This window comes from Acidocella sp. (assembly GCF_050253495.1).
Taxonomy (GTDB): Bacteria; Pseudomonadota; Alphaproteobacteria; order Acetobacterales; family Acetobacteraceae; genus Acidocella.
Map to the genome: position 1 here is coordinate 1 of NZ_JBFWIX010000009.1, position 21,789 is coordinate 21,789.

Genomic DNA, 21,789 nt, shown 5'->3' on the forward strand with positions numbered 1-21,789 from the left:
GGCTCTGCCTCTCAACCCGTCCTAAGGAATCACTGAACAAGTTGGTATTTTCCTGTGCCCTTTTGTCCTGTGCCCTTGTAGAATTTTCCGGGGACACTGTTCTATCTCGAGCCGCCCTGCGGTCCACCACGTTTTGAGTCAGGGTATTAAAAGGGTAATAATATACTTGGCTAAGTGGGTGCGTTTCTGACTATTGGAGCATGGGAGAACGCCGATGGACACACGCGAAGACCGATTGATAGAGGCGTTAGTCTTTCTGGCGCACCAGTGGCTGAGTGAAAAAGACGTCGAAGGCAGAGAGTGCTTGGATAGCCGGGCATTAGAAGCTGGAGAAAGAGCCATTCTTGCACTTTCTGAATACGGATTGGTCGAATTAATGCCCGGACCAGGGCGCACTGGCGGCTATTTGACTGATGCTGGGAAAGAAGTTTTGCGTAAAGCTTGGGGAAGTAACGGCTGAAAAATCAAGTAAAAGTCAGTCGCTTAGCCAAGTATATTATTACCATTAAAAGGCTATCAATTCAAAATTTGAAAATATTTTTGTTAATTTTTAGTGTGTTATATTTTTATTCGCCAGACACCGCTTCCGCCACCCTCCACCAATTGCCGCCGGCAATAGCCTATGTGCCGCCGATCACCTCCGGTTTCCCTCGACTGCCGCACGGACACTGCCGAAATGGTCAGCCGTCGGTTGACTGACTGATTGCTTTCCAAGTCTCGATTTCCTGCTTCAATGTCTCGATCCTTCGCGAAACGAGGTTGAGGGCATCGCTGCCGAGCAGGAGTTGCGGCGGCGGATCGTCGGATTCGATCAGCTTCAGGAGCGCGGCCGCAAGCTTTTCGGGATCGCCGAGTTGTTTGCCGCTCTTGGCTTGTCGCGCCTCGCGGATCGGGTCGAACAGGGCATCATAGTCCGGGATTGAGCGTTCGGTTCGGACCATTGAGCGGCCAGCCCAGTCCGTTCGGAAAGAGCCCGGACAAAGCGCTGTCACATGCACGCCAAAGGGCGCCATCTCCGCGCGCATCACTTCCGAAATTCCCTGGAGCGCGAACTTGCTCCCGCAATAATAGGCGATGCCCGGCATGGTGATCATACCTCCCATGGAGGTCACATTCACGATGAACCCGCTGCGCCTTTCACGGAATCGTGGCAGGAACGCCTTGGCAACCGCGACGGCGCCGAAGACGTTCACATCGAACTGACGCCGCATCTCCTCCAGGGGCGACTCTTCCAGAACCCCCTCATGGCCATAGCCTGCGTTGTTGATCAGCACGTCGACGGGGCCGTGTTCGGCCTCGACTTGTTGGACGATGTCGTCGATCCGATCGAATTCCGTTACATCGCACAGAACGGATTGCACTTCCGGCAGGCGGCTCGCCAGAACCATTTCGGCCTGTTCCGAGCGGACTGTGCCGACAACCTTGGAGCCCTGACGGCTCGCCGCCGCCGCAATTGCAAGGCCGAATCCGGAATTGGCACCGGTGATGAAAAATGTCCTTGGGGGCATGCGGGCGCTTTCTTGTTTGCATCTCTGCCTTGGTTAATAATACCCCTAAAATCCGAAACCATTGCCGTATCTATAAGAATGTTGCCAATTCCTATGATTTCTACCGAAGGCAGGTTCGCGCGCCCAGTGCTGGCGCACTTGGCTGCATCTCTCGCCCCAAGTCAGGGCTATAATCCGACGAGGCTTCAAAGCGTTCGCATTCTGAGAAGCGAGGCGGTGCTTCGGGACGTGCCCGTGCTCTACAAGCCGGGGGCGGTTTTCGTTTTGCGTGGCCGCAAGCAGGGGATTCTGGATGGCAAGGTCTATCGATATGATGAAGAGCACTATCTGGCCGTCTCGGTCCCCGTCCCCTTTCGGATGCAATCCGAGGCCAGCCCAGAAAATCCCCTGATCGCGGTCTATGTTGAATTCGACATGGCGCTGGTCGCCGAGATCCTAGCGATCATGGCGGAGGGCCAATCCGGGTCTGAAAGGGCCAAGGTACGCAGCCTAGCATCCAGCAGAATGACATCTGACATTGCGGATGTCCTGCAACGTCTTCTGCGTGCGTTGCTCAACCCGCTTGAAGCCGCCATTCTCGGAACGGACATTCTCCGTGAGTTGCATTACCGTGTCCTCGTCGGTCCGCAGGGCGCAGCGATGATTTCGGCTTTGCGGCAGCTCGGCACGTCCGGCAGGATCATTCAGAGCATCATCCGGTTGCGCAACAGCTATGGCTCCAACATTACCGTTACCGCGCTGGCGAGCGAAGCGGGCATGAGCGTTCCATCTTACCATGTGCATTTCAAGGCCCTGACAGGCAGCAGCCCCATGCAATATCTGAAGGCCGTGCGGCTCCACGAGGCGCGGCTCATGATTGCACGCCAGGGTCAATCGATCGCTGAAGTTGCAGCCTCTGTCGGTTATGCAAGTCCAGCCCAGTTCAGCCGGGACTTTAAACGGCATTTTCAACGCACCGCGTCAGAGGAGGCCAAATGGGTCCGCCACCACTTGGGGGAGTGGATTTAGCGCGTCGGTGCCGGAAGCCCACCTCACCGCCTTTGAGTACCCAGATACCGGCAAAACCCGCCGATTTACCGCGCTGCCCGGAAGATCCATATATTTGTCAGGTGGTCATGTGATTTCATGGCGCTCGTCTTCATCGGGCGTTTCCGCCAAACGCGCTCAAGGAACGCATGAATCCTAAGCCTTCGCCAAACTCACCGGGTTACAGAAGCTGCTTCGAACGCGACCGATGGCCTCGTCGAATGCCGGGCAAGTTCCCAAAGCCGCGCTGCTGTCGGCGGCGTGCCAACCATCTTGCCGCCGGTCATCTCTCAAGAACAGGCCCTCGCCACGTCCACCATCTCTGCCCCCGGCGCGTTCACCGCCCGTCCCAGCATCTTTGCCAATCCGTCCGCCACCGCCATCGAATGAGCGAATTGGCATGGTTTCGCCAAATGATCCTCGCTATTGAAAAAATCCCGGCGTGGATAAAGGCTCTGTCCCGGCAAGTTCAAAAACCAATGCCCGTAAACCCGCTTCACCGCCGCCCGTGTGGCGCTTGAAATTTTCGCCCCGCTAAACTCCGTCGGCCAGCCGCCGATCACGATCACGCCTTTCGCCCGTTCCCGCGCCACGAACCGTGCGATCAGCTTCGTGCCATACCCCGCCTCGATCTCCTCCGCCGATGGCTCCACCCGCGCCGGGCCGGCCAGCAGTGTTTTATCCGCCTTGGCCAGATCGTTATCCACCCGGTCTCCCTCCACATCGTATTCCGCCGCCAGAATTGTCTTCCCGTTGCGAACCCCAAGGGCCGCAAGCGGCATTTCCGCAATCGCTTCCAGCCCGTCCGCCAGCGTGCAGCAGAACAACGCCCCCAGCACCCGTCCCGGCGGCAGGTGCCGCAGCATCGCCCGGTCATGGCGCAGCATCAGAGCTCCATCCACCAATGCCCGATATTGCGCCCGGCTCATCGCATATTGTTCAAGCTCCATCGGCATATAGACCACATCGCCCGCATGCAGCGCTGGCGCGTAGCGGATGAAAATCTCATCCAGCCCCATGCCCACCGCGATGCCCGCATTCTCGCAAGCCATCCCCAGCATTGGTCCCATCACCGCGCAGCTATGCGAATAAGGCCCGTTGGAACCAGCGAGAATCACAAGCTTTGGCGAGGGCAGGGAGGCCAGCCGCGCGTCTTTCTGCATCATCTCCAACCAGAGCGGCCGCAACGATAATGGCCGCTCCAGCACCAGCCCGAACAGCACCAGATACAGCGCCAGCGAAGCCGTGGCGCAAATCAGCAATCTGCGCATCAGAACTGAAAATACAAAAACGGAATCGCGGCGGGCGCGAAAAACAAAGCCTGCATGCTGAAGGCGAAACTCGCAACCAGCGCCAGGCTTCTCCGCTTTTGCCCCATGCTCTGCAAATCCGGCAGGCACAGCGCGATGCTCCATCCCAGCGCCAGCAACAGCACGCCTTGCGGCAGGCTCATGCTCCGCGCATCGCCCAGAAAGGGCAGCACCGGCACCACATGCCCAAACGGAATGATCTTCGCCAACATCGCGGGCACGGCCAGCCCGTTCAGCCCGCTCAAACCGCGATACATCTCCATCGCCGCCCCAAAACTCCGCGCCCGGAACGGCACCCAGGCCAGCATCACCGCCAGCAGCGTGAGGCCCCAGGCTATTCCACGCGGCACCTTCAGCCCCACTTTCTTGCTCCACCCATGCACGATCAGAAACAGCCCATGCAGCCCGCCCCACAGCACAAACCGCCATGCCGCTCCGTGCCACAACCCGCCGAGCAGCATGGTGATCATCAAATTCCGGATCCGCTTGCCCTCGCCATGCCGGTTTCCACCGAGTGGAATATATAAATAATCCCGCAAAAACCCGCTCAGCGTGATGTTCCAGCGCCGCCAGAAATCGCTGATGTCGCGCGCCTGATAAGGCGAGCGGAAATTCACCGGAAAGCTGATCCCGAACATCCGCGCCAGCCCGATCGCCATGTCCGAGTAGCCGGAGAAATCGAAATAGATCTGCAACCCATAAGCCAGCAGCGCCACCCAGGCCTCGATCAGGGAGATCGCATCCCCCCGCCCGGCGGCGGCAAAACCAGGGTCGGCGAACCGCGCCAGCCCATCCGCCAGCACGATCTTTTTCGCCAGTCCGAGCAGAAAAATCTCGCTCCCCTCCACCAGCCTGGCCCGCACATCCCGCCGTGGCGCCAGCATTGCCAGTTGCGGCAATATATGCCCCGGGCGCACGATCGGCCCCGCGATGAGATGCGGAAAAAACGCGACGAAACAGGCATAATCCAGAAATGGCGGCCGCTTCACGGCGCCTTTATGGCTGTCCACCAGAAACATGATCTGCTGGAAGGTGAAAAACGAAATCCCCAGCGGGAGAATCACGCCCGAAACTCCGAACATGCCGGCATATTTAAACCAGCCCAGCAGCCCAAGATCGAAGGCCAGCCCCGCCACCAGCCATGCCGGCCGTCCCGCCAGCGCGTAATTCACCCCGATGGACGCCAGCAGCAACGCCAGCATCTCCGGCTTCCACCAGCCATAAAAAAACAGGCTGCACCCCAGCAACCACCACAGGCTGGCTTGGCGCCAGCGCCCCAGCGCCAGAAACCCGCCCAAGGCCAGCGGCAGAAAGCCCAGAATGAACAGCTTGCTGTTGAAGAGCAATTTATTAACACCCGTTAAGGTTGTTAATTTGTTGCTTAACCCAGCCTTGTGCCTCCCGCAATTGGCCCTGCTGGCTCATGATGGTATAGCGCCGCGCCAATTATCGGGTTGAAGATGAACGAGACGCCGACCACCCATCCCGCCTTGCTGCCCGCCGGGCTCGCCGATGTGCTGCCGCCGGAGGCTGAACGCCAGGCTCGCTCCGCCGAAGCGATCATGGATTGCTTCGCCGCCCATGGCTATCAGCGCGTTACCCCGCCTTTGCTGGAATTCGAGGATTCGCTGTTCGCGGGCTCCGGCGCCGCCACGGCGGAGCAGACCTTCCGCCTCATGGACCCGGAAAGCCAGCGCATGATGGGGCTGCGCGCGGATACCACGCCACAGATCGGCCGCCTCGCCACCAGCCGCCTCGCCACCGCCCCGCGCCCGCTGCGCCTGGCTTATTGCGGCCCCGTGCTGCTGGTGCGCGGCACCCAGATGCAGCCGGAACGTCAGCTCTCCCAGGCCGGGATCGAGCTGATCGGCAATGACACCGCCGCCGCCGACGCGGAGATCATCCTCACCGCCATCGCCGCCTTGGAAGCGGTGGGGCTGAAGGATCTGTCCATCGACCTCACCATCCCCCGTCTGGTGCCGAGCCTGCTGGACGAGGTACCTGCCCATCTGCACCCCGCTCTGGCCCATGCGCTGGACCGTAAGGACGCCGCCGCCGTGGCCGAGCTTGGCGGTGCCCAGACGGCGCTGCTGCTGACCTTGCTGGATGCCAGCGGCCCGGCCGCGCGCGCTGTGCCCGCTTTGCTGGCGGCGGACCTGCCGGAAGCGGGCCGCGCCCAGGCCATGCGTCTGGCCGAGGTGGTGGCCGCCGTGCGGGCGGTGCTGCCCGCTCTGCCGCTGACCGTGGATCCGGTGGAATTCCGTGGCTATCGTTACCATACCGGCATTTCCATGACGATTTTCGCCGCCGGCCAGCAGATGGAGCTGGGGCGCGGCGGGCGTTATCTCTGCGGCGATGCCGAGCCCGCCACCGGTATTACCCTGTATCCGGACAGCATCATCCGCCTGGCCCCGCCGGTTGCGTTGCGCCCGCGGCTTTATCTGCCGCACGGCACCAGCCCGGCGGCGGCTTTGCGCGCCCGGGCCGAAGGATATGCCACGGTGCCGGGGCTTGCGCCGGAGGCGGCGCCGGGCGATGAAGCCCGCCGTCTCGGCTGCTCCCATTTGTTATTCGAGAACGTAATAACCGAGCTCTCCTGAGTAGGATTTTGTAATGACCAACGTGACGATCATCGGTGCCCAATGGGGCGACGAGGGCAAGGGCAAGGTTGTGGACTGGCTGGCCAGCCGCGCCGATATCGTGGTGCGCTTCCAGGGCGGGCATAATGCCGGCCATACGCTGGTGGTGGGCAACCAGACCTACAAGCTCTCGCTGCTGCCCTCCGGCGTGGTGAATGGCAAGCTCGGCATTATCGGCAATGGCGTGGTGGTGGACCCGAACGCGCTGCTGGCCGAGATCGAGCGCGTATCCGCCCAGGGGCTGACGGTCACGCCGGAGACCTTGCGCATCGCCGAGAACGCGCCCTTGATTCTGCCGCTGCACGCGGCGCTGGACGCGGCCCGCGAGGCGGCGCGCGGTGAGCGCAAAATCGGCACCACCGGGCGCGGCATCGGCCCGGCTTATGAGGACAAGGTGGCGCGCCGTGCCATCCGCATCTGCGATCTGGCCGAGCCGGAAACACTTTCCGCCAAGCTGGACGAGCTGCTGCTGCACCATAACACGCTGCTGGCCGGGCTGGGCGCGCCGACCTTCAACAAGGAAGATTTGCTGGCGGACCTGCTGGCCCTGGCGCCGAAGCTGCTGCCCTTCGCCGAGCCGGTGTGGGAGCGCCTGGCCGAGGCCAAGGCCAAGGGGGAGAAGATTCTGTTCGAAGGCGCGCAGGCGGTGATGCTGGATGTGGATCACGGCACCTATCCGTTCGTCACCTCCTCCAACACGGTCGCCAGCACGGCTGGTTCGGGCAGCGGCATGGGGCCGGATGCGGCGGGGCGCGTGCTGGGCATCGCCAAGGCCTACACCACCCGCGTCGGTGCCGGCCCGTTCCCGACGGAGCTGCATGACGAGACCGGCCAGCGTCTGGGCGAGCGCGGCCATGAATTCGGCACCGTGACCGGGCGCAAGCGCCGCTGCGGCTGGTTCGACGCCGCGATGGTGCGTCAAGCGGTGAAGGTGGGGGGCGTGCAGGGCCTAGCGCTTACCAAGCTGGACGTGCTGGACGGCTTCAAGGAGCTGAAGATCTGCACCGGCTATATGATCGACGGCCAGCCCTACAGGCATCTGCCCGCCGCCATGGCCAAGCAGGCCGCCGCCCGGCCGGTTTATGAGGTGATGGAAGGCTGGTCCGGCAGCACCCAGGGCGCGCGCTCCTGGGCGGAGCTGCCCGCCGCCGCGATCAAATATGTCAAGCGCATCGAGGAGCTGGTGGAAGCGCCGGTGACCTTGCTCTCCACCAGCCCGGAACGCGACGACACGATTCTGATGCAGGACCCGTTTGCCGGCTGAACCCGGAGCAAGCGCCGCGATGAACCCGCTGGAGCTGCTGGACAGGCTGGTGGGGCTCATCGCCCGGCTGGGCTTTTCCGAATCCTTCATCCGCTTCGGCATTGTCGGCACGCTGGGTTTCGTATGGGATACCGGCACGGTCTATCTGTTGCGGCCCTTCGTAAGTCTTTATCTCGCGGGGACATGCAGCTTTATCGTCGCCGCGACGATCAACTGGATCATCAACCGGCTCTGGACCTTCCGCCATGTCGAGCATGCCGCCGCGCATGTCCAATGGGCCAAATTCATCGCCGCCAACGCCATCGGCTTCGTGGTGAATCGCGGCACGTTCTTCCTGCTGGTGGCGTTTTCCCCGCTGGTGGTGAAGCATCCCGTCATCGGCATCGCGGCGGGGTCGGCCGCGGGGCTTGTGTTCAATTATTTCCTTTCCAAACGTTTCGTTTTCCGGTAACTCAACTTAAAGTAATAATATGTTAACTTTTGCAACCTGAAGGGCGGTTGCCGATGGTTGAGTTGTGCGCCGGGCCGGACATGAAAGACGTTTTGCCTCCAGTTATACAACCTTACATTGACGATGTCTGCATCGACGATGCCTGCGGGCGGTGCGCGAAACGGGGGGTCGACATCGTGGTTTCCCTCCTTCTGCTGGTGCTTCTGGCCCCGCTTTTGGCCGGGCTGGCCCTCTTGGTGCGGTGCAGCGGTCCGGGGCCCGTTATTTTCCGCCAGGCGCGCACCGGGGTGCGGGGGCGGGGGTTTGTCCTGCTGAAATTCCGCACCATGCGCCATCAGCCGGGCGCGCCCTTCCGGCAGGCTTGCAGGGGAGATGCGCGTGTGACCCCGGTCGGCCGGTTCCTGCGCCGGACCTCGCTGGACGAGCTGCCCCAACTCGTCAATGTGCTGCGCGGCGAGATGTCCCTGGTCGGGCCGCGCCCGCATGCGCCGGAGACCATGGTCGAGGGGGTGCGGTTTGAGAGCGCGCTGGCGCTCTACCGGCGGCGTCACGATATGCGGCCGGGCATGACCGGCTTGGCGCAGATCCGCGGCCAGAGAGGCGAGACACCGCATTTGCGCGCGCTGGAAGGCAGGCTGGCCAGCGATCTCGAATATATCCAGAACTGGTCGGTGGCGCTGGATCTGTCGATCCTGCTGCGCACGCTGCCGGTGATATACGGCCAGGCCAATGCCTGCTGAGGCGCCAAGGCGGCTGGCCGGGACCGCGCCGCCGCCCGGCGCCTATGATGGCGACATCAATATTCTGTGCCTCGGGCGGTTGGAGGAAACCAAGGCCGCCATTGCCTCCGCCCTGGCGCAGACAGGCGGGGTGTTTCATGTCTCGGTGCTCGATCAGGGCTCCAGCCCCGAGATGCTGCATGAGCTGGCGGCATGTTTCGGCCGGCTGCCGGGTTTCGCGCTCTATGCGGGGGAGAGCAACCGGGGGGTCGCGGCGGGGCGCAATGCCTTGGCGCGGCTGGGCCATGGGCGGATCGTGATCGGGTTGGACAATGACGCGCGTTTCGCCGACGAACATGTGGCGGCGGGGGCGCTGAAGCGCTTCATGGCCGCGCCCGAGCTGGGGGCCATCGGCTTTTGCATTTTGGCGGCGGACGGCCAGGGGCCCGACCTGACGAGCTGGGGCTACCCCAAGGCGCTGCTGCCGCGTTACCGGGAGCGTTTCGCCGCGACCTGTTTTGTCGGCGCGGGGCATGCCATTCGCCGCGCGGCATGGGAGTCCGTCGGCGGTTACGATGAGAGCTTCTTCTTCGCCTGGGAGGAATATGATTTCTGCCTCGCCGCCATCGCCCGCGGCTGGCGGGTTTATCACGAGGGGCGCTTGGCGGTGATCCATGACCCAGCGCGGGAAGGGCGGGTTTGCTGGCGCGGGGCCAGGATGACGCATTTCATCCGCAACCGGCTGATCATCGCGCGAAAATGGCGGCAAGGCGGGCTGGTTTTGGCGCCGTGGCTGCTGCGATATGGGCTGGTGGCGGTCTTGCATGGCTGTTTCGGCGCGGTTTGCGCGGGAGCGGGACAAGGGTTGAGGGCGCCGGTTCCAACGCCGCGTAAAATGCCAGGGCCGATGCGCGCTTATATCCGCGCCCATGAAACCAGCCAGCGCGGCACGCTGCTGACGCGGTTGCGGCTGGAATTATTCGGCCGCCTGCCCGCTAAAATCAATTGACGTCAGGCGCTCACGGTCTGGCCGCCGCCAGGGGGTGATGCGCCTGCACCAGCTTTTGCAGCCGTTCCGCCAGCACATGGGTATAGATCTCGGTGGTGGAGATGTCGGCATGGCCGAGCAGCTTTTGCAAGGCCCGCAGATCCGCCCCATGCGCCAGCAGATGCGAGGCGAAGGAATGGCGCAGCACATGCGGGGAAAGCCGTGCCGGGTTCAGCCCCGCCGCGATGGCCACCTGTTTCAGGAGCAGGGCGAAACCCTGGCGGGTCATTGGCTGGGAGATGTCGCGCCCGGCGAACAGGTAACGCGCCTTGGCGGGGGCGGCGGCGCGCAAGGCGCTGGCGGCTTGGCGGGCGGTCTCCGAGAGGGGGATCATCCGTTCCTTGCCGCCCTTGCCCTTGATGAGCAGCATCGCCGCGTCCGTGCTCAGCGCGTTGGCGCGCAAGGAGAGCATCTCCGTGACGCGCAGACCGGTGGAATAAAGAATTTCCAGCCCCGCCCGCGCTTTCGCTCCCGCTGTCCCCTCCATGCCGCGCGCGGCTTCCAGCAGGGCGTTCACCTCGCTTTCGCTTAAATATTTTGGCAGGGATTTGGGCTGCTTCGGCGCGCCGATCTCGGCGGCGGGGTTATCCTCCCGCGCGCCCTCGCGCAGCAGGAAGAGGAAGAACTGCTTCAAGGCGGACAGCCGGCGCGCCTGGGTTCTGGCCGCCATGCCGCAGGCGGCGAGGCCTTGCAGATAATGCGCGATGTCCGCCGCGCTGGCGCGCGATGGAGCCTTGCCCCGGCCCAGAAAGCTTGAGAAATCGTCGAGGTCCGCCAGATAGGCGGCCAGCGTGTTGGCGGCCGCGCCGCGCTCCGCGGCGAGCATTTCCAAAAAGGCCTCCACGCGGCTGTCGGGTTCCAACGTCATTTCAAAACCATATTGAGCGGGCGATTCAGGCTCTAACGCCATCGCGCACTATGTGATAAGCGTCCGCGCCGATGTCACTCAATAGTCAAATCGCCCCGGCCTCGCAGCGCAGTATCGTACTGGTCGGCCTGATGGGCGCGGGCAAGACCGCCATCGGCAAGCGTCTGGCGGCGGTGCTGGGCCTGCCTTTCCACGATGCCGATGAAGAGATCGAGCGTGCCGCGGGCATGACCGTCGGGGAGATTTTCAAGACCCATGGCGAGGCGGCCTTCCGCGCCGGGGAGAAAAGGGTGATCCAGCGCCTGCTCGGCAATGGCCGTATCGTGCTGGCCACGGGCGGCGGCGCGTTCATGGATCCGGAAACCCGTGCCGCCATCCGTGAGCGCGCGACCTCCGTCTGGTTGCGCTGCCCCATTCCCGTGCTGGTCCAGCGCACCGCCGGGCGGACCCACAGGCCATTGCTGAATGCCGGCGATCCGGCCGGGATCCTGGAAAAGCTTTCCGCCACGCGCGGCCCGTTTTATGCGTTGGCGGATATTATCGTTGATGGATCAGAGGACCCCCCGCACGTGACCACCACCAATGTCGCCCGCGCCATCGAAAACTACCAGGCCCCGCGCCGGGTGGAGGTGAAGCTTTCCCACTCCAGCTACGACGTGTTGATCGGGGCGGGGCTTTTGGCCCGGGCCGGGGCGCTGATGGCGCCGCTGCTGGCGCAGCCGCGCTGTTTCATCGTGACGGACGAGCATGTCGCCGCGTTGCATCTGGCCACGCTCACCGCCAGCCTGGAGGAGGTGGGGATTGCCCATCAAAGCTTCATCGTGAAGCCTGGGGAAGCCTCCAAGAGCTTTGCCTCCTGGCAGGGGCTGATGGAGGATTTGCTGGGCGCGAAGATCGACCGCAAGACCACGATCGTCGCCCTGGGGGGCGGCGTGGTCGGGGATCTGGCCGGGTTCGCCGCGGCGGCGGCCATGCGGGGGGTGGCGTTCGTGCAGATCCCCACCAGCCTGCTGGCGCAGGTGGATAGCTCCGTCGGCGGCAAGACCGGTATCAATTCCGTCCATGGCAAGAATCTCATCGGGGCGTTTTATCAACCGCTGCTGGTGTTGGCCGATACCGGCGTGCTGGACACGCTGCCGCCCCGCGAGCGCGCGGCGGGCTATGCGGAAATTCTGAAGGCCGGGCTGATCGCGGATCCGGATTTTTATGAATGGTGCGAGGCCCATGGCGCCGCCTTGGTGGCGGGAGACAAGGAGGCCCAGGCCCGGGCCATTGAATATGCCGTGCGCTTCAAGGCCCGCGTGGTGGGCGAGGACGAGCGCGAGACCAAGCCGAATGACGGGCGCGCCTTGCTGAATCTCGGCCATACGTTCGCCCATGCGCTGGAGGCCGAGACAGGTTATGGCGGCGGGTTGCTCCATGGCGAGGCGGTGGCCACGGGGTTGGTGCTGGCCGCGCATCTCTCGGCTTCCCTGGGATTGGCGCCGCAGGAGGATGCGCCGCGCATCGCCCAGCATCTGTCCGAAACCGGCCTGCCGGTGCGGATCGCGGACCTGCCCGCCGAGCATCTGCTGGCGCATATGAAGCTGGATAAGAAAAACCGCGGCGGTAAGCTGCATTTCGTGCTGACTCGGGGCATCGGCCGGGCCTTCACCAGCGGTGATGTGCCAGAGGATGCGGTGCGTGCCACGCTGCTCGCCAACGGGGCGGTTTAGCTCGGCGCGGCCCGCGTCGAGCTAAACCTGTATCGCCGTTTCAGGATTGCGCGTCCGGAGACAGGACGACGCATCCGGTCGGCCCGCCGGAGAGACGGGTGCAGGCGTTCACCGCCTCGTCATGCTGCAACCCCACGAAGCGCGCGCGGTATTTGGTGCTGCCGCCCGTATGGATGGTCATGACCACGGGCTGCGCCTTGGTCAGGATGTTGGCGCCGGTCAGCTCCGCCATGCCCAGGGCGGCCTTGGCGTTGGATGAGCTGTCATAGGCGCCGACCTGAATGCCCCAGCTCCGCCCGCCGGAATTGAACGAGACATTCTGCACCTGCGGCGTGGCGGCCATGGCGGGCTGGATGAGCGAGAAGCCCCGCCCGCTGGGTGCCGCCGGCGGCGGTACGGGGATGTTGTTGCTGGCCAGCATGACCGGCGCGGGCGGCGGTACGGGCAGGGTATTGCGGCTGCCCCCCGGTGTGTAGAGCGAGGTGCCGCGATGTTGCGCGGGTGGCACGGGCGGGGGTGGCGGCACGGCGGCGGCCATCCGCACCGGCGCGGGCGGCGGCACGGGGACAGGCACGGGCACGGGAATGCTCGGCGCGGCGGTCCGGGCCTCTTGGCTCTTGATCTGAGCGACCTGGGGCATGATCGACGAGACCGGCACCGAGACCGGCGCGGGGTTACTGTCCGGCAGTGCCACCGGCGCGATGGAGGCAATCTGCACGGGGGCCGAGAGTTGCGAGGGGGTGGGGGCTTCCGGCGTGAAGCCGCGCGGCAGGATGCCGCCATTGCGGCCCATGGGCTCGGTGTTCAGCGCCAGCTCATCCGCCGCCGAGCGGCGTTTCGGATAATAGCCATCGATGTTCGGGGCGATCATCGCGACATAGTTGATCGTCTCGCGCGGCAGGGGGCGGCGGTAATTGATGAAGGAGTCGAGCCGCCCCGGCCCGGCATTATAGGCCGCGAGGAACCCCGGAGAGCCGTAGATCTGGTACATCTCATGGATATACGCCGCCCCGGCCATGATATTGTCCAAGGGGTTGAAAGGGTCGTTCCCCAGGCCGTAGCGCTGCGCCATCTCCTGATAGGTGCCAGGTTCGAGCTGCATCAGCCCCATGGCGCCGGCGGAGGAGACGATCAACTGGCCGCCGCTATATTCATGCCCGCCGGATTCCACGCGCATCACCTGGCGGATCCACATTTGCGGCACGTCGAAATGCTTCGCGGCGATCCGGATATATGGCCCCCACGGGTCGCTGGCCGGGCCGGGGGGATTATAATTATGCGCGGCGTGGGCCAAATAATAAGCCGTGTTTTCACCCGCATACTGGGTGCCATGCCCGCCGGCGCACGCCGAGAGCAGGGCTAGACCCGCGCAGCCGACCACGAGACCGGGTTTCAGTCTCGCGGCTTTTTCGGCAAAGCCGCAGGCCAGAATTCTGGTCGTACCCAAGATTTGAAGCCTCCACGCGGTTCATATGCCATCCTGTTGCGGTATTTCGCTCAATGATGGCTTAAAAAAGGCGTTATAACCTCTTAAACTAGCATGAAACTCAGGGCAAGAAAAACATGGGCTTTTCCAGGGGCGGCGGTTTTATTCGGTCCTGGCCGCTACCGGAACGCTTCCGTGCCGTGCTAGCAACGCGCATGGTGTCCGCGCGTCTTGGCGTTTTAGCCGGTCTGAGCCTTTTGGCGGGATGTGCCGCCGCACCGCCCGCGCGGCAGGATCTGTCCGCGCAGGCTGTCTCCTATCCGGCGAAGGTGCTGGCCGTTCGCTCCGTCACGGCGGGCGGCGGCTTGGCGCCGTTGATGCGCGCGCTGGGGCAGCCGGCCGCCCGGCCGACAGCGCCGGCCCAGGAGATCGTGGTGGAGTTGCCCGACGGGTCGGTGAAATCGCTGGTGCCGCCGCCGGGCGTGGCGCCCGCCGCCTTGGCCCCCGGCATGAAGGTGATGATCACCGAAACGCCGCAGATGCATATGAGCCTGAGGTGAAGGGCAAAGGCTTGTAATTGCTCGCCCCTCTTGCGCCCAGCGGGTAAAGATACGGTCATGAGGGCGCGTAGCCGTTGAAGCGGCGGCCGGGTTCGGCTATCGGCAAGCACATGAACATGCTCGCGCCGGACTCCGGTCAGGCTGGTATCGGCCTTTCGCGATCCGTCCAGCCTTCGTCAAAGCCCGTCACCATCGCCGCCTCTCACGGGTGGCGGGGAAGGGCAGGCATGGCGGTGAGGGACATCGCCGAAACAATGCGGCTCTGGCCGCTGGTCTGGACGTTGAGTCTCTTCGACATCAGGCTGCGTTACCGTGGTTCGTTGCTTGGGCCGTTCTGGCTCACTTTGTCCACGGCGGTGATGATCGGGGCCATAGGCTTCGTCTATGCGCAGCTTTTCCGGCAGGATATTCATGCCTATCTGCCGTTTCTCGCCATTTCCCTGGTGCTGTGGAATTTTCTCAATACCGTCACGGCGGAGGGGGCGACCTGTTTTTCCAGCTCGGTGAGCATGATCCGCGCCATGCGCATGCCCCATGCATTGCATGCCGGGCGGGTGGTCATGCGTAACCTGCTGGTGCTGGCGCATAATCTCGTCGTCATCGTCGTGGTGTTCGTGCTGTTTCCCTCGCATCTGGCCTGGTCCTTGCTCAGCTTGGCGCCTGGGCTGCTGCTCTGGCTGGTCGATGCCTTCGCCCTGGCGCTGATGCTGGGGCTGATCGGCGCCCGTTACCGTGACGTGCCGCCCATCGTCGGCAGCGTCATGCAGATCGCCTTCTATATCACGCCCATCATGTGGAATCCCGAGATGCTGTCGCATCGCGGCATCAGCCTGGTGTTGATCGGGCTCAACCCGTTCTACGGGATGATGCAGATTCTACGCGGCCCGCTGCTGGGGCTGCCGCTGGATATGGGGGCCTGGGTCAATGCGCTGGCTTATTCCGCCGTGCTGATCGTCTTGTCCTTCCTGCTGTTCATGCGCGCGCGGCCGCGTATTCCGTACTGGGTCTGAACCGTGGCGAAATTGCTGATCGAAAATGTCTCCGTGTCGTTCCCGCTTTATCATGGCGAGAGCCGGAGCCTGAAGAAAACCATGCTCGCCGCCGCCTCCGGCCGGATGAAGCAGGATAGCCGCAAGCGCCTGGCGGTGGAGGCGCTGCGCGATGTGTCCTTCACCCTCAATACCGGAGACAGGCTGGGCTTCATCGGCTCCAATGGCGCGGGCAAGACCACGCTGCTGCGGACCATGGCGGGTATCTACGAGCCGGTTGCCGGGCGCATGGTGATAGAGGGGGTGGTGACGGCGCTGCTCGACCCTGGGCAAGGCATGAATACCGAGCTGACCGGGAACGAGAATATCCGCCTGCGCGCCCTGTTCAACGGCTATTCCGAAGCGCGGATCAAGGAATTGCAGGAGGATGTGGCGCAGTTTTCCGAACTTGGGGATTTCCTCAGCCTGCCTGTGCGCACTTATTCCTCCGGCATGGTGGTGCGGCTTGGCTTCGCGCTGGCCACCGCCATCCGCCCGCAGATCCTGCTGATGGATGAATGGATCCTGGCGGGAGACGCGGCGTTTCTGGGTAAGGCGCGCGAGCGGCTGGAGATGATGGTGGGCAGCGCCGAGATACTTGTGCTCTCCTCCCATAACGCCGCCATCTTGATGCAATGGTGCAACCGCTTGATCTGGATGGAAGGCGGGGAGGTGCGCGCCGATGGCACGCCGGAGGAAATCCTCGCCGCCTATCTGCCCGCCGACCAGTTCGAACAGGCCAAGGCCTCCGCCGAACGTGCCGTGGCGGCGGCCTGAACATGGCGCGGATCGCCTATGTGAATGGGCGTTATTTGCCCCTGGCGCGGGCCTGCGTGAATATCGAGGATCGCGGGTATCAGTTTGGCGATGGTATTTATGAGGTTTTTTACGCATATCGCGGCCGGCTGATCGACGAGGCACTGCATTTCGCGCGGCTTGAGCGCAGCCGGGGGGAGATCGGCCTGCCCGCTCCGATGAGCGAGGCGTCGCTGCGGGCGGTGATCCGGGCGTTGATGCGCCGCAATCGGGTGGAGACGGGGCTTGTCTATCTCCAGCTCACGCGTGGCGTGGCCCGGCGGGAGCATTGTTTTCCCGACCCGGCCCCGTATCCGGCGCTGAGCCTGACCGTGCGGGCGAAGCCGGAACCGCCGGCGGATCTCAGCGGCTGGCATGCCGGCGCCGTGACCCTGGCGGATGAGCGTTGGGGCCGGTGCGACATCAAATCCATCAATCTATTGCCGAACGTGCTGGCGCGCGAGGCCGCAAGGCGGGCGGGCGCGTTGGAGGCGATCCTGTTCGATGAGCGGGGGATGGTGACGGAGGGGGCTTCCAGCTCCGTCTGGGTTGTCGGGGCGGACCAGGTGCTGCGGACCCGGGCGCTGGACCGCCATGTGCTGCCCGGTTGCACGCGCGCGGCCTTGCTGGAGGATGTGGCGGCGGGGGGCACGATGTTCCGCGAGGAAGCGGTATCCCTGGAGGGGCTGCGCGCAGCGCGGGAAATCTTCATCACCAGCGCGACCTCCTTCGTGAAGCCCATCACCAGCCTGGATGGCGTGCCCGTTGGCAATGGCGCGCCAGGGCTGGTCGCCAGCCAGCTTTATGCGCGCTATCTGGCACGGCTGCGCGGCGGGTGAGGCATGTATAATCCGGCCGCCTTCGAGGAGACCCGCCCGGAAGAGCTTGCCGCCATCATGCGCGAGGCTTCGCTGCCGGTGCTGATTTCCCCCGCGCGGGATGGCGGGTTGCTGGCCACGCATCTGCCGCTTCTGTTTCAGGCGCCGGACAGGCTGATCGGTCATGTGGCCAGGGCGAATCTCCATTGGCGGGATTTCGATCCGGCGCGGGAATCGCTGGCGGTTTTCACCGCGGCGCAGGGTTATGTCAGCCCGTCCTGGTATCCCGCCAAGCAAGTGCATGGCCGCGTGGTGCCGACCTGGAATTACAGCGCGGTGCATGCCACGGGGCGGCTCCGCGCGACGGACGACCCGGAAGAGACGCTGGCCATTGTCACGGCCCTCACCGCGCGGCATGAGGCAGGGCGGGCACGGCCCTGGCATGTGTCCGATGCGCCGGAAGATTATATCGCCGCGCAGTTGAAGGGGCTGGTCGGGCTGGTCCTGACGGTTACGAAGCTGGAAGGCAAGGCGAAGCTGAGCCAGAATCGCAGCCTGGAAGACCGGCGCGGGGTTATCGAAGGGACGGCGGAAGAGAACCCCGCCTTGTCCACCGCCATGAAACGCGGCTTGTAAGGCGGTTTGGGCGATTTCGGTCGGCCCTTCATGACGGTTGGCCTGGACGGTTGGCCAGTGGTTTAGGCCGAGGCGCGTTCCAACACCGCGTGGCGACGGGGTTGAGGCGAATGGGCCGGTGCCGAAGTTCCGGCCTGACCGGTTTCGAACTGGGCGAGAAGCTGGGAAATTTTTTCCGCCTCATCGGTCAGGCTCTGGCTGGCGGCGGCGGCTTCCTCCGCCATGGCGGCGTTGGCCTGGGTCATCTGGTCCATCTGGTTGACCGCGCTATTCACCTCCCCAAGACCCGTGGATTGCTCCTCGGCGCTGGCCGCGGCCTCGGTGATCGCGCTGTCGATTCCCAGGACATGGTTGGCGATCCGGTCCAGGGATTCCCGCGCTTCGGCCACGGATTTTACCCCCGCCGCGACGATTTCGCCCGAGCCGGTGATCAACGCCTTGATTTCCTTTGCGGCATCGGCGGAGCGCTGGGCCAGGGCGCGCACCTCGGTGGCGACAACGGCGAAGCCGCGCCCGGCATCGCCCGCGCGGGCGGCTTCCACCCCGGCATTCAGCGCCAGCAGATTGGTCTGGAAGGCGATCTCGTCGATCACCCCGATGATGTTGGTGATTTTCGTGGCGCTTTCGTCGATCTCCCCCATGGCCTGCACGGCCTTGCCCACGACTTGGCCGGAATTTTTCGTGTCGCCACGGGCCTGGCTCGCCATGTCGCGCATATGGCCGGCATTTTGCGCGGCCTTGCGGACCGAGGCGGTGATTTCATCCAGCGCGGCGGCGGTTTCCTCCAGATTGGCGGCTTGCTGCTCGGTTCGGGCGGAAAGGCGCCCGGCGGATTCGTTCACGGCCCCCGTGGTTTGCCGGATGGTTGCGGCGGCGAGGGAAATGTCGCGCATCGTCTCGCGCAGCTTGACCACGGCGCTGTTGAAATCATGCCGCAGGGGATCGATCGAGGGCAGCAGCGTCTCCGTGATTTCAACATTGCTCAGCTTGCCGTTGGCGATGTTGGAAATGCCGTTGCCGATGAGCCGCATGCAGCGCATGCGTTCATCCAGCGCGAAGGCGAATTTGACCACTTTCGTGACCTTGCCTTGGTCGTTGAAGACCGGATTGTAGCTGGCTTGCAGCCAGATCTCACGCCCGCCCTTGCCGATTCGGCGATATTCGGCGGTAAACTGCTCGCCGGCGCGCAGCCTGTCCCAGAAGGATTTATATTCGGGGCTGGCGACGATGGCGGGGTCGACGAACATGGAATGTGCCCGGCCCTTGATTTCGTCCAGGCTGTAGCCCATGGCGCGCAGGAAATTCTCATTGGCGTCGATGATCGTGCCGTCCAGTTCGAACGAAATCACGGCCTGCGAGCGGTTCAGCGCGTTCATCAGTCCCTGATTGGCTTCGGCCCGGTCATGGTCGCTGGAGACATCGAGCGCCAGCTTGACGATTTTTTTGACCTTGCCGCCGCGTCCACGGACGGGTGTGTAGGAGGCTTGCAGCCATAAATCCCGCCCATCCTTGCGCAGGCGGTGGAATTCACCGCTTTTGGGATGGCCTCCGGCCAGTTCGGTCCAGAAAGTTTGATAGGCGGGGGAGGAAGCCTCCTGAGGGGGGAGCAGCATGCGGTGATGCCGCCCCACCAGCTCGGCCCGTGTGTAGCCGCAAGCCCGCAAAAAGGCGGTGTTCGCATCCAGGATGGTGCCTTGGGGCGTGAATTCGATGACGGCATAGCTGTTGTGCAGCGCCTCAAGCGTGGCGGCGGCGTTAAGCAGATGAACCGGGTTCCAAGACGGCATCGAAGAAAGTCCCTTACGACGATGATTGTGACAATGATCCGACTCCTTCCGGTCTAGGGTGTTTTGGCTAAGCAAAGATTAACTGCCCGGCGGGCATGAAAAAACCCGGCCGCTGGCGCGGCCGGGTTTTAGGGGCATGCGGCTGATACATCCCGGGCCGGCCTTCGCGGACCGGTCCGGGCATGCGGCCGTGCTGGGATCAGTCCTCGGTCTGCTGGTTGCGGCGGCGGATGGCCGCGCCCAGGATGTCGCCCAGGGAGGCGCCGGAGTCGGAGGAGCCGTAATCGGAGATCGCCTGCTTGTCCTCGTCGATCTCCTTGCCCTTGATGGTGAGCTGGAGCTTGCGCGCGGCGCGGTCCACCGCGGTGATCTTGGCGTCCACCTTGTCGCCGACGGCGAAACGCTCGGGGCGCTGCTCGGCCTTGTCGCGCGCCAGCTCGGCGCGGCGGATGAAGCCGGTCAGCACATCGTCCACCTTCACCTCGATGCCGTTGCTCTGCACGGCGGTGACCGTGCAGGTGACGATCTGGTTCTTGTGGATACGGTCCAGCACGCCGGCGGCCGGGTCGACCTCAAGCTGCTTGATGCCCAGGGAGATGCGCTCCTTCTCCACGTCCACGTCCAGCACCTTGGCCTTGACGACATCGCCCTTGCCGTATTTGGCAATCGCGGCTTCGCCGGCTTCTTCCCAGGAGAGGTCGGACATGTGGATCATGCCGTCGATCTCCGGGCCGACCGCGATGAACAGGCCGAACTCGGTGATGTTGCGGATCTCGCCCTCGACGATGGAGCCGATCGGGTGCTCGTCCTGGAACTCCTCCCAGGGGTTGCGCTGCACCTGCTTGAGGCCCAGCGAGATGCGGCGCTTGGAGGCGTCCACATCCAGCACGACCACTTCCACTTCCTGCGAGGTGGAGACGATCTTGCCCGGGTGGGCGTTTTTCTTGGTCCAGGACATCTCGGAGACGTGCACGAGACCTTCCACCCCCGGCTCCAGCTCCACGAAGGCGCCGTAATCGGTGATGTTGGTGACGCGGCCGGTGACCTTGATTCCGGGCGGGTACTTGACGTCCACGCCTTCCCACGGATCGGCCTCGAGCTGCTTCATGCCCAGCGAGATGCGCTGGGTGTCGGCGTTGAAGCGGATCACCTGCACCTTGACCGGCTGGCCGATGGTCAGCGCCTCGGCCGGGTGGTTGATGCGCTTCCAGGCGATGTCGGTCACATGCAGCAGGCCGTCGACGCCGCCCAAATCCACGAAGGCGCCGTAATCGGTGATGTTCTTGACCACGCCGTCGAGGATCTGGCCTTCCTTGAGGCCGGTGATCAGCTCGGAGCGCTGCTCGGCCCGGGTCTCTTCCAGCACCGCGCGGCGGGAGACGACGATGTTGCCGCGCTGGCGGTCCATCTTCAGGATCTGGAAAGGCTGGGCGACGCCCATCAGCGGCGCGACATCGCGCACCGGGCGGATATCGACCTGGGAGCCGGGCAGGAACGCCGTGGCGCCGCCAAGATCGACGGTGAAACCGCCCTTGACGCGGCCATGGATGACGCCGTTCACGCGGGTCTGGGCCTCGAAGGCTTTTTCAAGCTGGGTCCAGCTCTCCTCGCGCCGCGCCTTCTCGCGCGAGAGCACCATGGAGCCGTCCTTGTCCTCGTAGCGCTCGATGAACAGGTCGTACACGTCGCCGGGGTTGACCTCGGGCTTGGCGCCGACGGGAGCGAACTCACGCAGCGGCACGCGGCCTTCGGATTTCAGGCCGACATCGACGATGACGTAATCATCGTCGATGCGCAGCACGCGCCCGGCGATGACGGAACCTTCAAAACCAGTATTGCCGCCGAGGGAAGCGTCCAGCAGGGCGGCGAAATCATCGGAGCCGGTATAGGCGGGCGCGTCCGAATGACGGAGGGCAGTGGAAGAAGAAGCCATGTGGCTATGTATGTCCTTGAAAACGGGCCGAATGACGGGCCCGGTTTGGGTTTGCGCGGCCGGAATTTCAGGCAGCGTCTAGATCATCCCCGGCGTTGGCGGGGATGTCCGGTTGAACGATGAGGGGGTGTTTAGCCCTGGCGGCGCGGAAGTCAAGCAAAACCGCCAGGCGCGGGCGCGCAAGGGGGCTGTTTTATGCCGTTTATGGCCGGTTTTGGCGTTTTCGCGCGGGGCGCGCGCGCCTGGTGGCGCCGGGCA

The 21,789-nt window shown here is 63.9% G+C and carries 20 protein-coding genes; 13 read left to right on the top strand and 7 right to left on the bottom strand.

Features of this window, described 5'->3' with window-relative positions; all coding sequences use genetic code 11:
• Nucleotides 1-214: 214 nt before the first annotated feature.
• The gene (locus tag AB7D48_RS08655) at nt 215-460 is read left to right on the top strand and encodes a hypothetical protein (protein ID WP_427977778.1); all 246 of its coding nucleotides are present in this window, start codon (nt 215-217) and stop codon (nt 458-460) included.
• 220 nt (nt 461-680) lie between these two features.
• Here the strand turns inward: AB7D48_RS08655 and AB7D48_RS08660 are convergent, their stop codons facing one another.
• The gene (locus tag AB7D48_RS08660) at nt 681-1,508 is read right to left on the bottom strand and encodes an oxidoreductase (RefSeq protein ID WP_427977780.1); all 828 of its coding nucleotides are present in this window, start codon (nt 1,506-1,508) and stop codon (nt 681-683) included.
• Nucleotides 1,509-1,601: 93 nt separating this feature from the next.
• Between AB7D48_RS08660 and AB7D48_RS08665 the strand changes: the two genes are divergently transcribed.
• Nucleotides 1,602-2,516, top strand: a complete 915-nt coding sequence (locus AB7D48_RS08665) for an AraC family transcriptional regulator (protein ID WP_427977782.1) — start codon at nt 1,602-1,604, stop codon at nt 2,514-2,516.
• A gap of 308 nt (nt 2,517-2,824) precedes the next feature.
• Here the strand turns inward: AB7D48_RS08665 and AB7D48_RS08670 are convergent, their stop codons facing one another.
• Nucleotides 2,825-3,805, bottom strand: a complete 981-nt coding sequence (locus tag AB7D48_RS08670) for a hypothetical protein (protein ID WP_427977784.1) — start codon at nt 3,803-3,805, stop codon at nt 2,825-2,827.
• Nucleotides 3,805-5,190 carry an MBOAT family O-acyltransferase gene (locus AB7D48_RS08675; RefSeq protein WP_427977786.1) on the bottom strand — a complete coding sequence of 462 codons (1,386 nt, stop codon included), beginning with the start codon at nt 5,188-5,190 and terminating at the stop codon, nt 3,805-3,807. Before AB7D48_RS08675 ends, AB7D48_RS08670 begins: the two co-directional genes overlap by 1 nt.
• Nucleotides 5,191-5,304: 114 nt before the next feature.
• On the opposite strand from AB7D48_RS08675, the gene AB7D48_RS08680 reads away from it, so the two are divergent.
• The 5 genes from AB7D48_RS08680 (at nt 5,305) to AB7D48_RS08700 (ending at nt 9,926) form a co-directional block, all read left to right on the top strand.
• Entirely contained in the window at nt 5,305-6,444 is a 1,140-nt protein-coding gene (locus tag AB7D48_RS08680; RefSeq protein ID WP_427977789.1) for an ATP phosphoribosyltransferase regulatory subunit, read from the top strand.
• Between the two features lie 13 nt (nt 6,445-6,457).
• Nucleotides 6,458-7,747, top strand: a complete 1,290-nt coding sequence (locus AB7D48_RS08685) for an adenylosuccinate synthase (RefSeq protein ID WP_427977791.1) — start codon at nt 6,458-6,460, stop codon at nt 7,745-7,747.
• 19 nt (nt 7,748-7,766) lie between these two features.
• Entirely contained in the window at nt 7,767-8,198 is a 432-nt protein-coding gene (locus AB7D48_RS08690; RefSeq protein ID WP_427977794.1) for a GtrA family protein, read from the top strand.
• Between the two features lie 80 nt (nt 8,199-8,278).
• Complete coding sequence (locus AB7D48_RS08695) at nt 8,279-8,938, top strand: sugar transferase (protein WP_427977796.1); 660 nt, start codon at nt 8,279-8,281, stop codon at nt 8,936-8,938.
• Nucleotides 8,928-9,926 (top strand): glycosyltransferase family 2 protein, encoded by a 999-nt coding sequence (locus AB7D48_RS08700; RefSeq protein ID WP_427977799.1) that lies wholly within the window; start codon nt 8,928-8,930, stop codon nt 9,924-9,926. The genes AB7D48_RS08695 and AB7D48_RS08700 overlap by 11 nt, the downstream gene beginning before the upstream one ends.
• Nucleotides 9,927-9,936: 10 nt before the next feature.
• Here AB7D48_RS08700 and AB7D48_RS08705 read toward each other — a convergent pair whose 3' ends face one another.
• Entirely contained in the window at nt 9,937-10,833 is an 897-nt protein-coding gene (locus tag AB7D48_RS08705; protein ID WP_427977802.1) for a site-specific tyrosine recombinase XerD, read from the bottom strand.
• 71 nt (nt 10,834-10,904) lie between these two features.
• Between AB7D48_RS08705 and aroB the strand changes: the two genes are divergently transcribed.
• A complete protein-coding gene (aroB, locus tag AB7D48_RS08710; RefSeq protein WP_427977804.1) occupies nt 10,905-12,548 on the top strand; it encodes a 3-dehydroquinate synthase in 1,644 nt (547 codons plus the stop codon).
• Nucleotides 12,549-12,588: 40 nt separating this feature from the next.
• Here the strand turns inward: aroB and AB7D48_RS08715 are convergent, their stop codons facing one another.
• Complete coding sequence (locus AB7D48_RS08715) at nt 12,589-13,995, bottom strand: transglycosylase SLT domain-containing protein (RefSeq protein WP_427977807.1); 1,407 nt, start codon at nt 13,993-13,995, stop codon at nt 12,589-12,591.
• Nucleotides 13,996-14,174: 179 nt separating this feature from the next.
• Between AB7D48_RS08715 and AB7D48_RS08720 the strand changes: the two genes are divergently transcribed.
• The 5 genes from AB7D48_RS08720 (at nt 14,175) to AB7D48_RS08740 (ending at nt 17,811) form a co-directional block, all read left to right on the top strand.
• On the top strand, nt 14,175-14,534 hold the full coding sequence (locus AB7D48_RS08720) for a hypothetical protein (protein WP_427977809.1): 360 nt from the start codon (nt 14,175-14,177) through the stop codon (nt 14,532-14,534).
• 110 nt (nt 14,535-14,644) lie between these two features.
• Nucleotides 14,645-15,544, top strand: a complete 900-nt coding sequence (locus AB7D48_RS08725) for an ABC transporter permease (RefSeq protein WP_427977812.1) — start codon at nt 14,645-14,647, stop codon at nt 15,542-15,544.
• Nucleotides 15,545-15,547: 3 nt separating this feature from the next.
• The gene (locus AB7D48_RS08730) at nt 15,548-16,339 is read left to right on the top strand and encodes an ABC transporter ATP-binding protein (protein WP_427977814.1); all 792 of its coding nucleotides are present in this window, start codon (nt 15,548-15,550) and stop codon (nt 16,337-16,339) included.
• Nucleotides 16,340-16,341: 2 nt separating this feature from the next.
• A complete protein-coding gene (locus AB7D48_RS08735) occupies nt 16,342-17,196 on the top strand; it encodes an aminotransferase class IV (RefSeq protein WP_427977816.1) in 855 nt (284 codons plus the stop codon).
• 3 nt (nt 17,197-17,199) lie between these two features.
• Complete coding sequence (locus tag AB7D48_RS08740) at nt 17,200-17,811, top strand: FMN-binding negative transcriptional regulator (protein ID WP_427977819.1); 612 nt, start codon at nt 17,200-17,202, stop codon at nt 17,809-17,811.
• A 62-nt stretch (nt 17,812-17,873) separates the two neighbouring features.
• Here AB7D48_RS08740 and AB7D48_RS08745 read toward each other — a convergent pair whose 3' ends face one another.
• Both AB7D48_RS08745 and rpsA read right to left on the bottom strand, forming a co-directional pair.
• Entirely contained in the window at nt 17,874-19,598 is a 1,725-nt protein-coding gene (locus AB7D48_RS08745; RefSeq protein ID WP_427977821.1) for a methyl-accepting chemotaxis protein, read from the bottom strand.
• A 199-nt stretch (nt 19,599-19,797) separates the two neighbouring features.
• The gene (gene rpsA, locus AB7D48_RS08750; RefSeq protein WP_427977824.1) at nt 19,798-21,531 is read right to left on the bottom strand and encodes a 30S ribosomal protein S1; all 1,734 of its coding nucleotides are present in this window, start codon (nt 21,529-21,531) and stop codon (nt 19,798-19,800) included.
• Nucleotides 21,532-21,789: the final 258 nt, after the last annotated feature.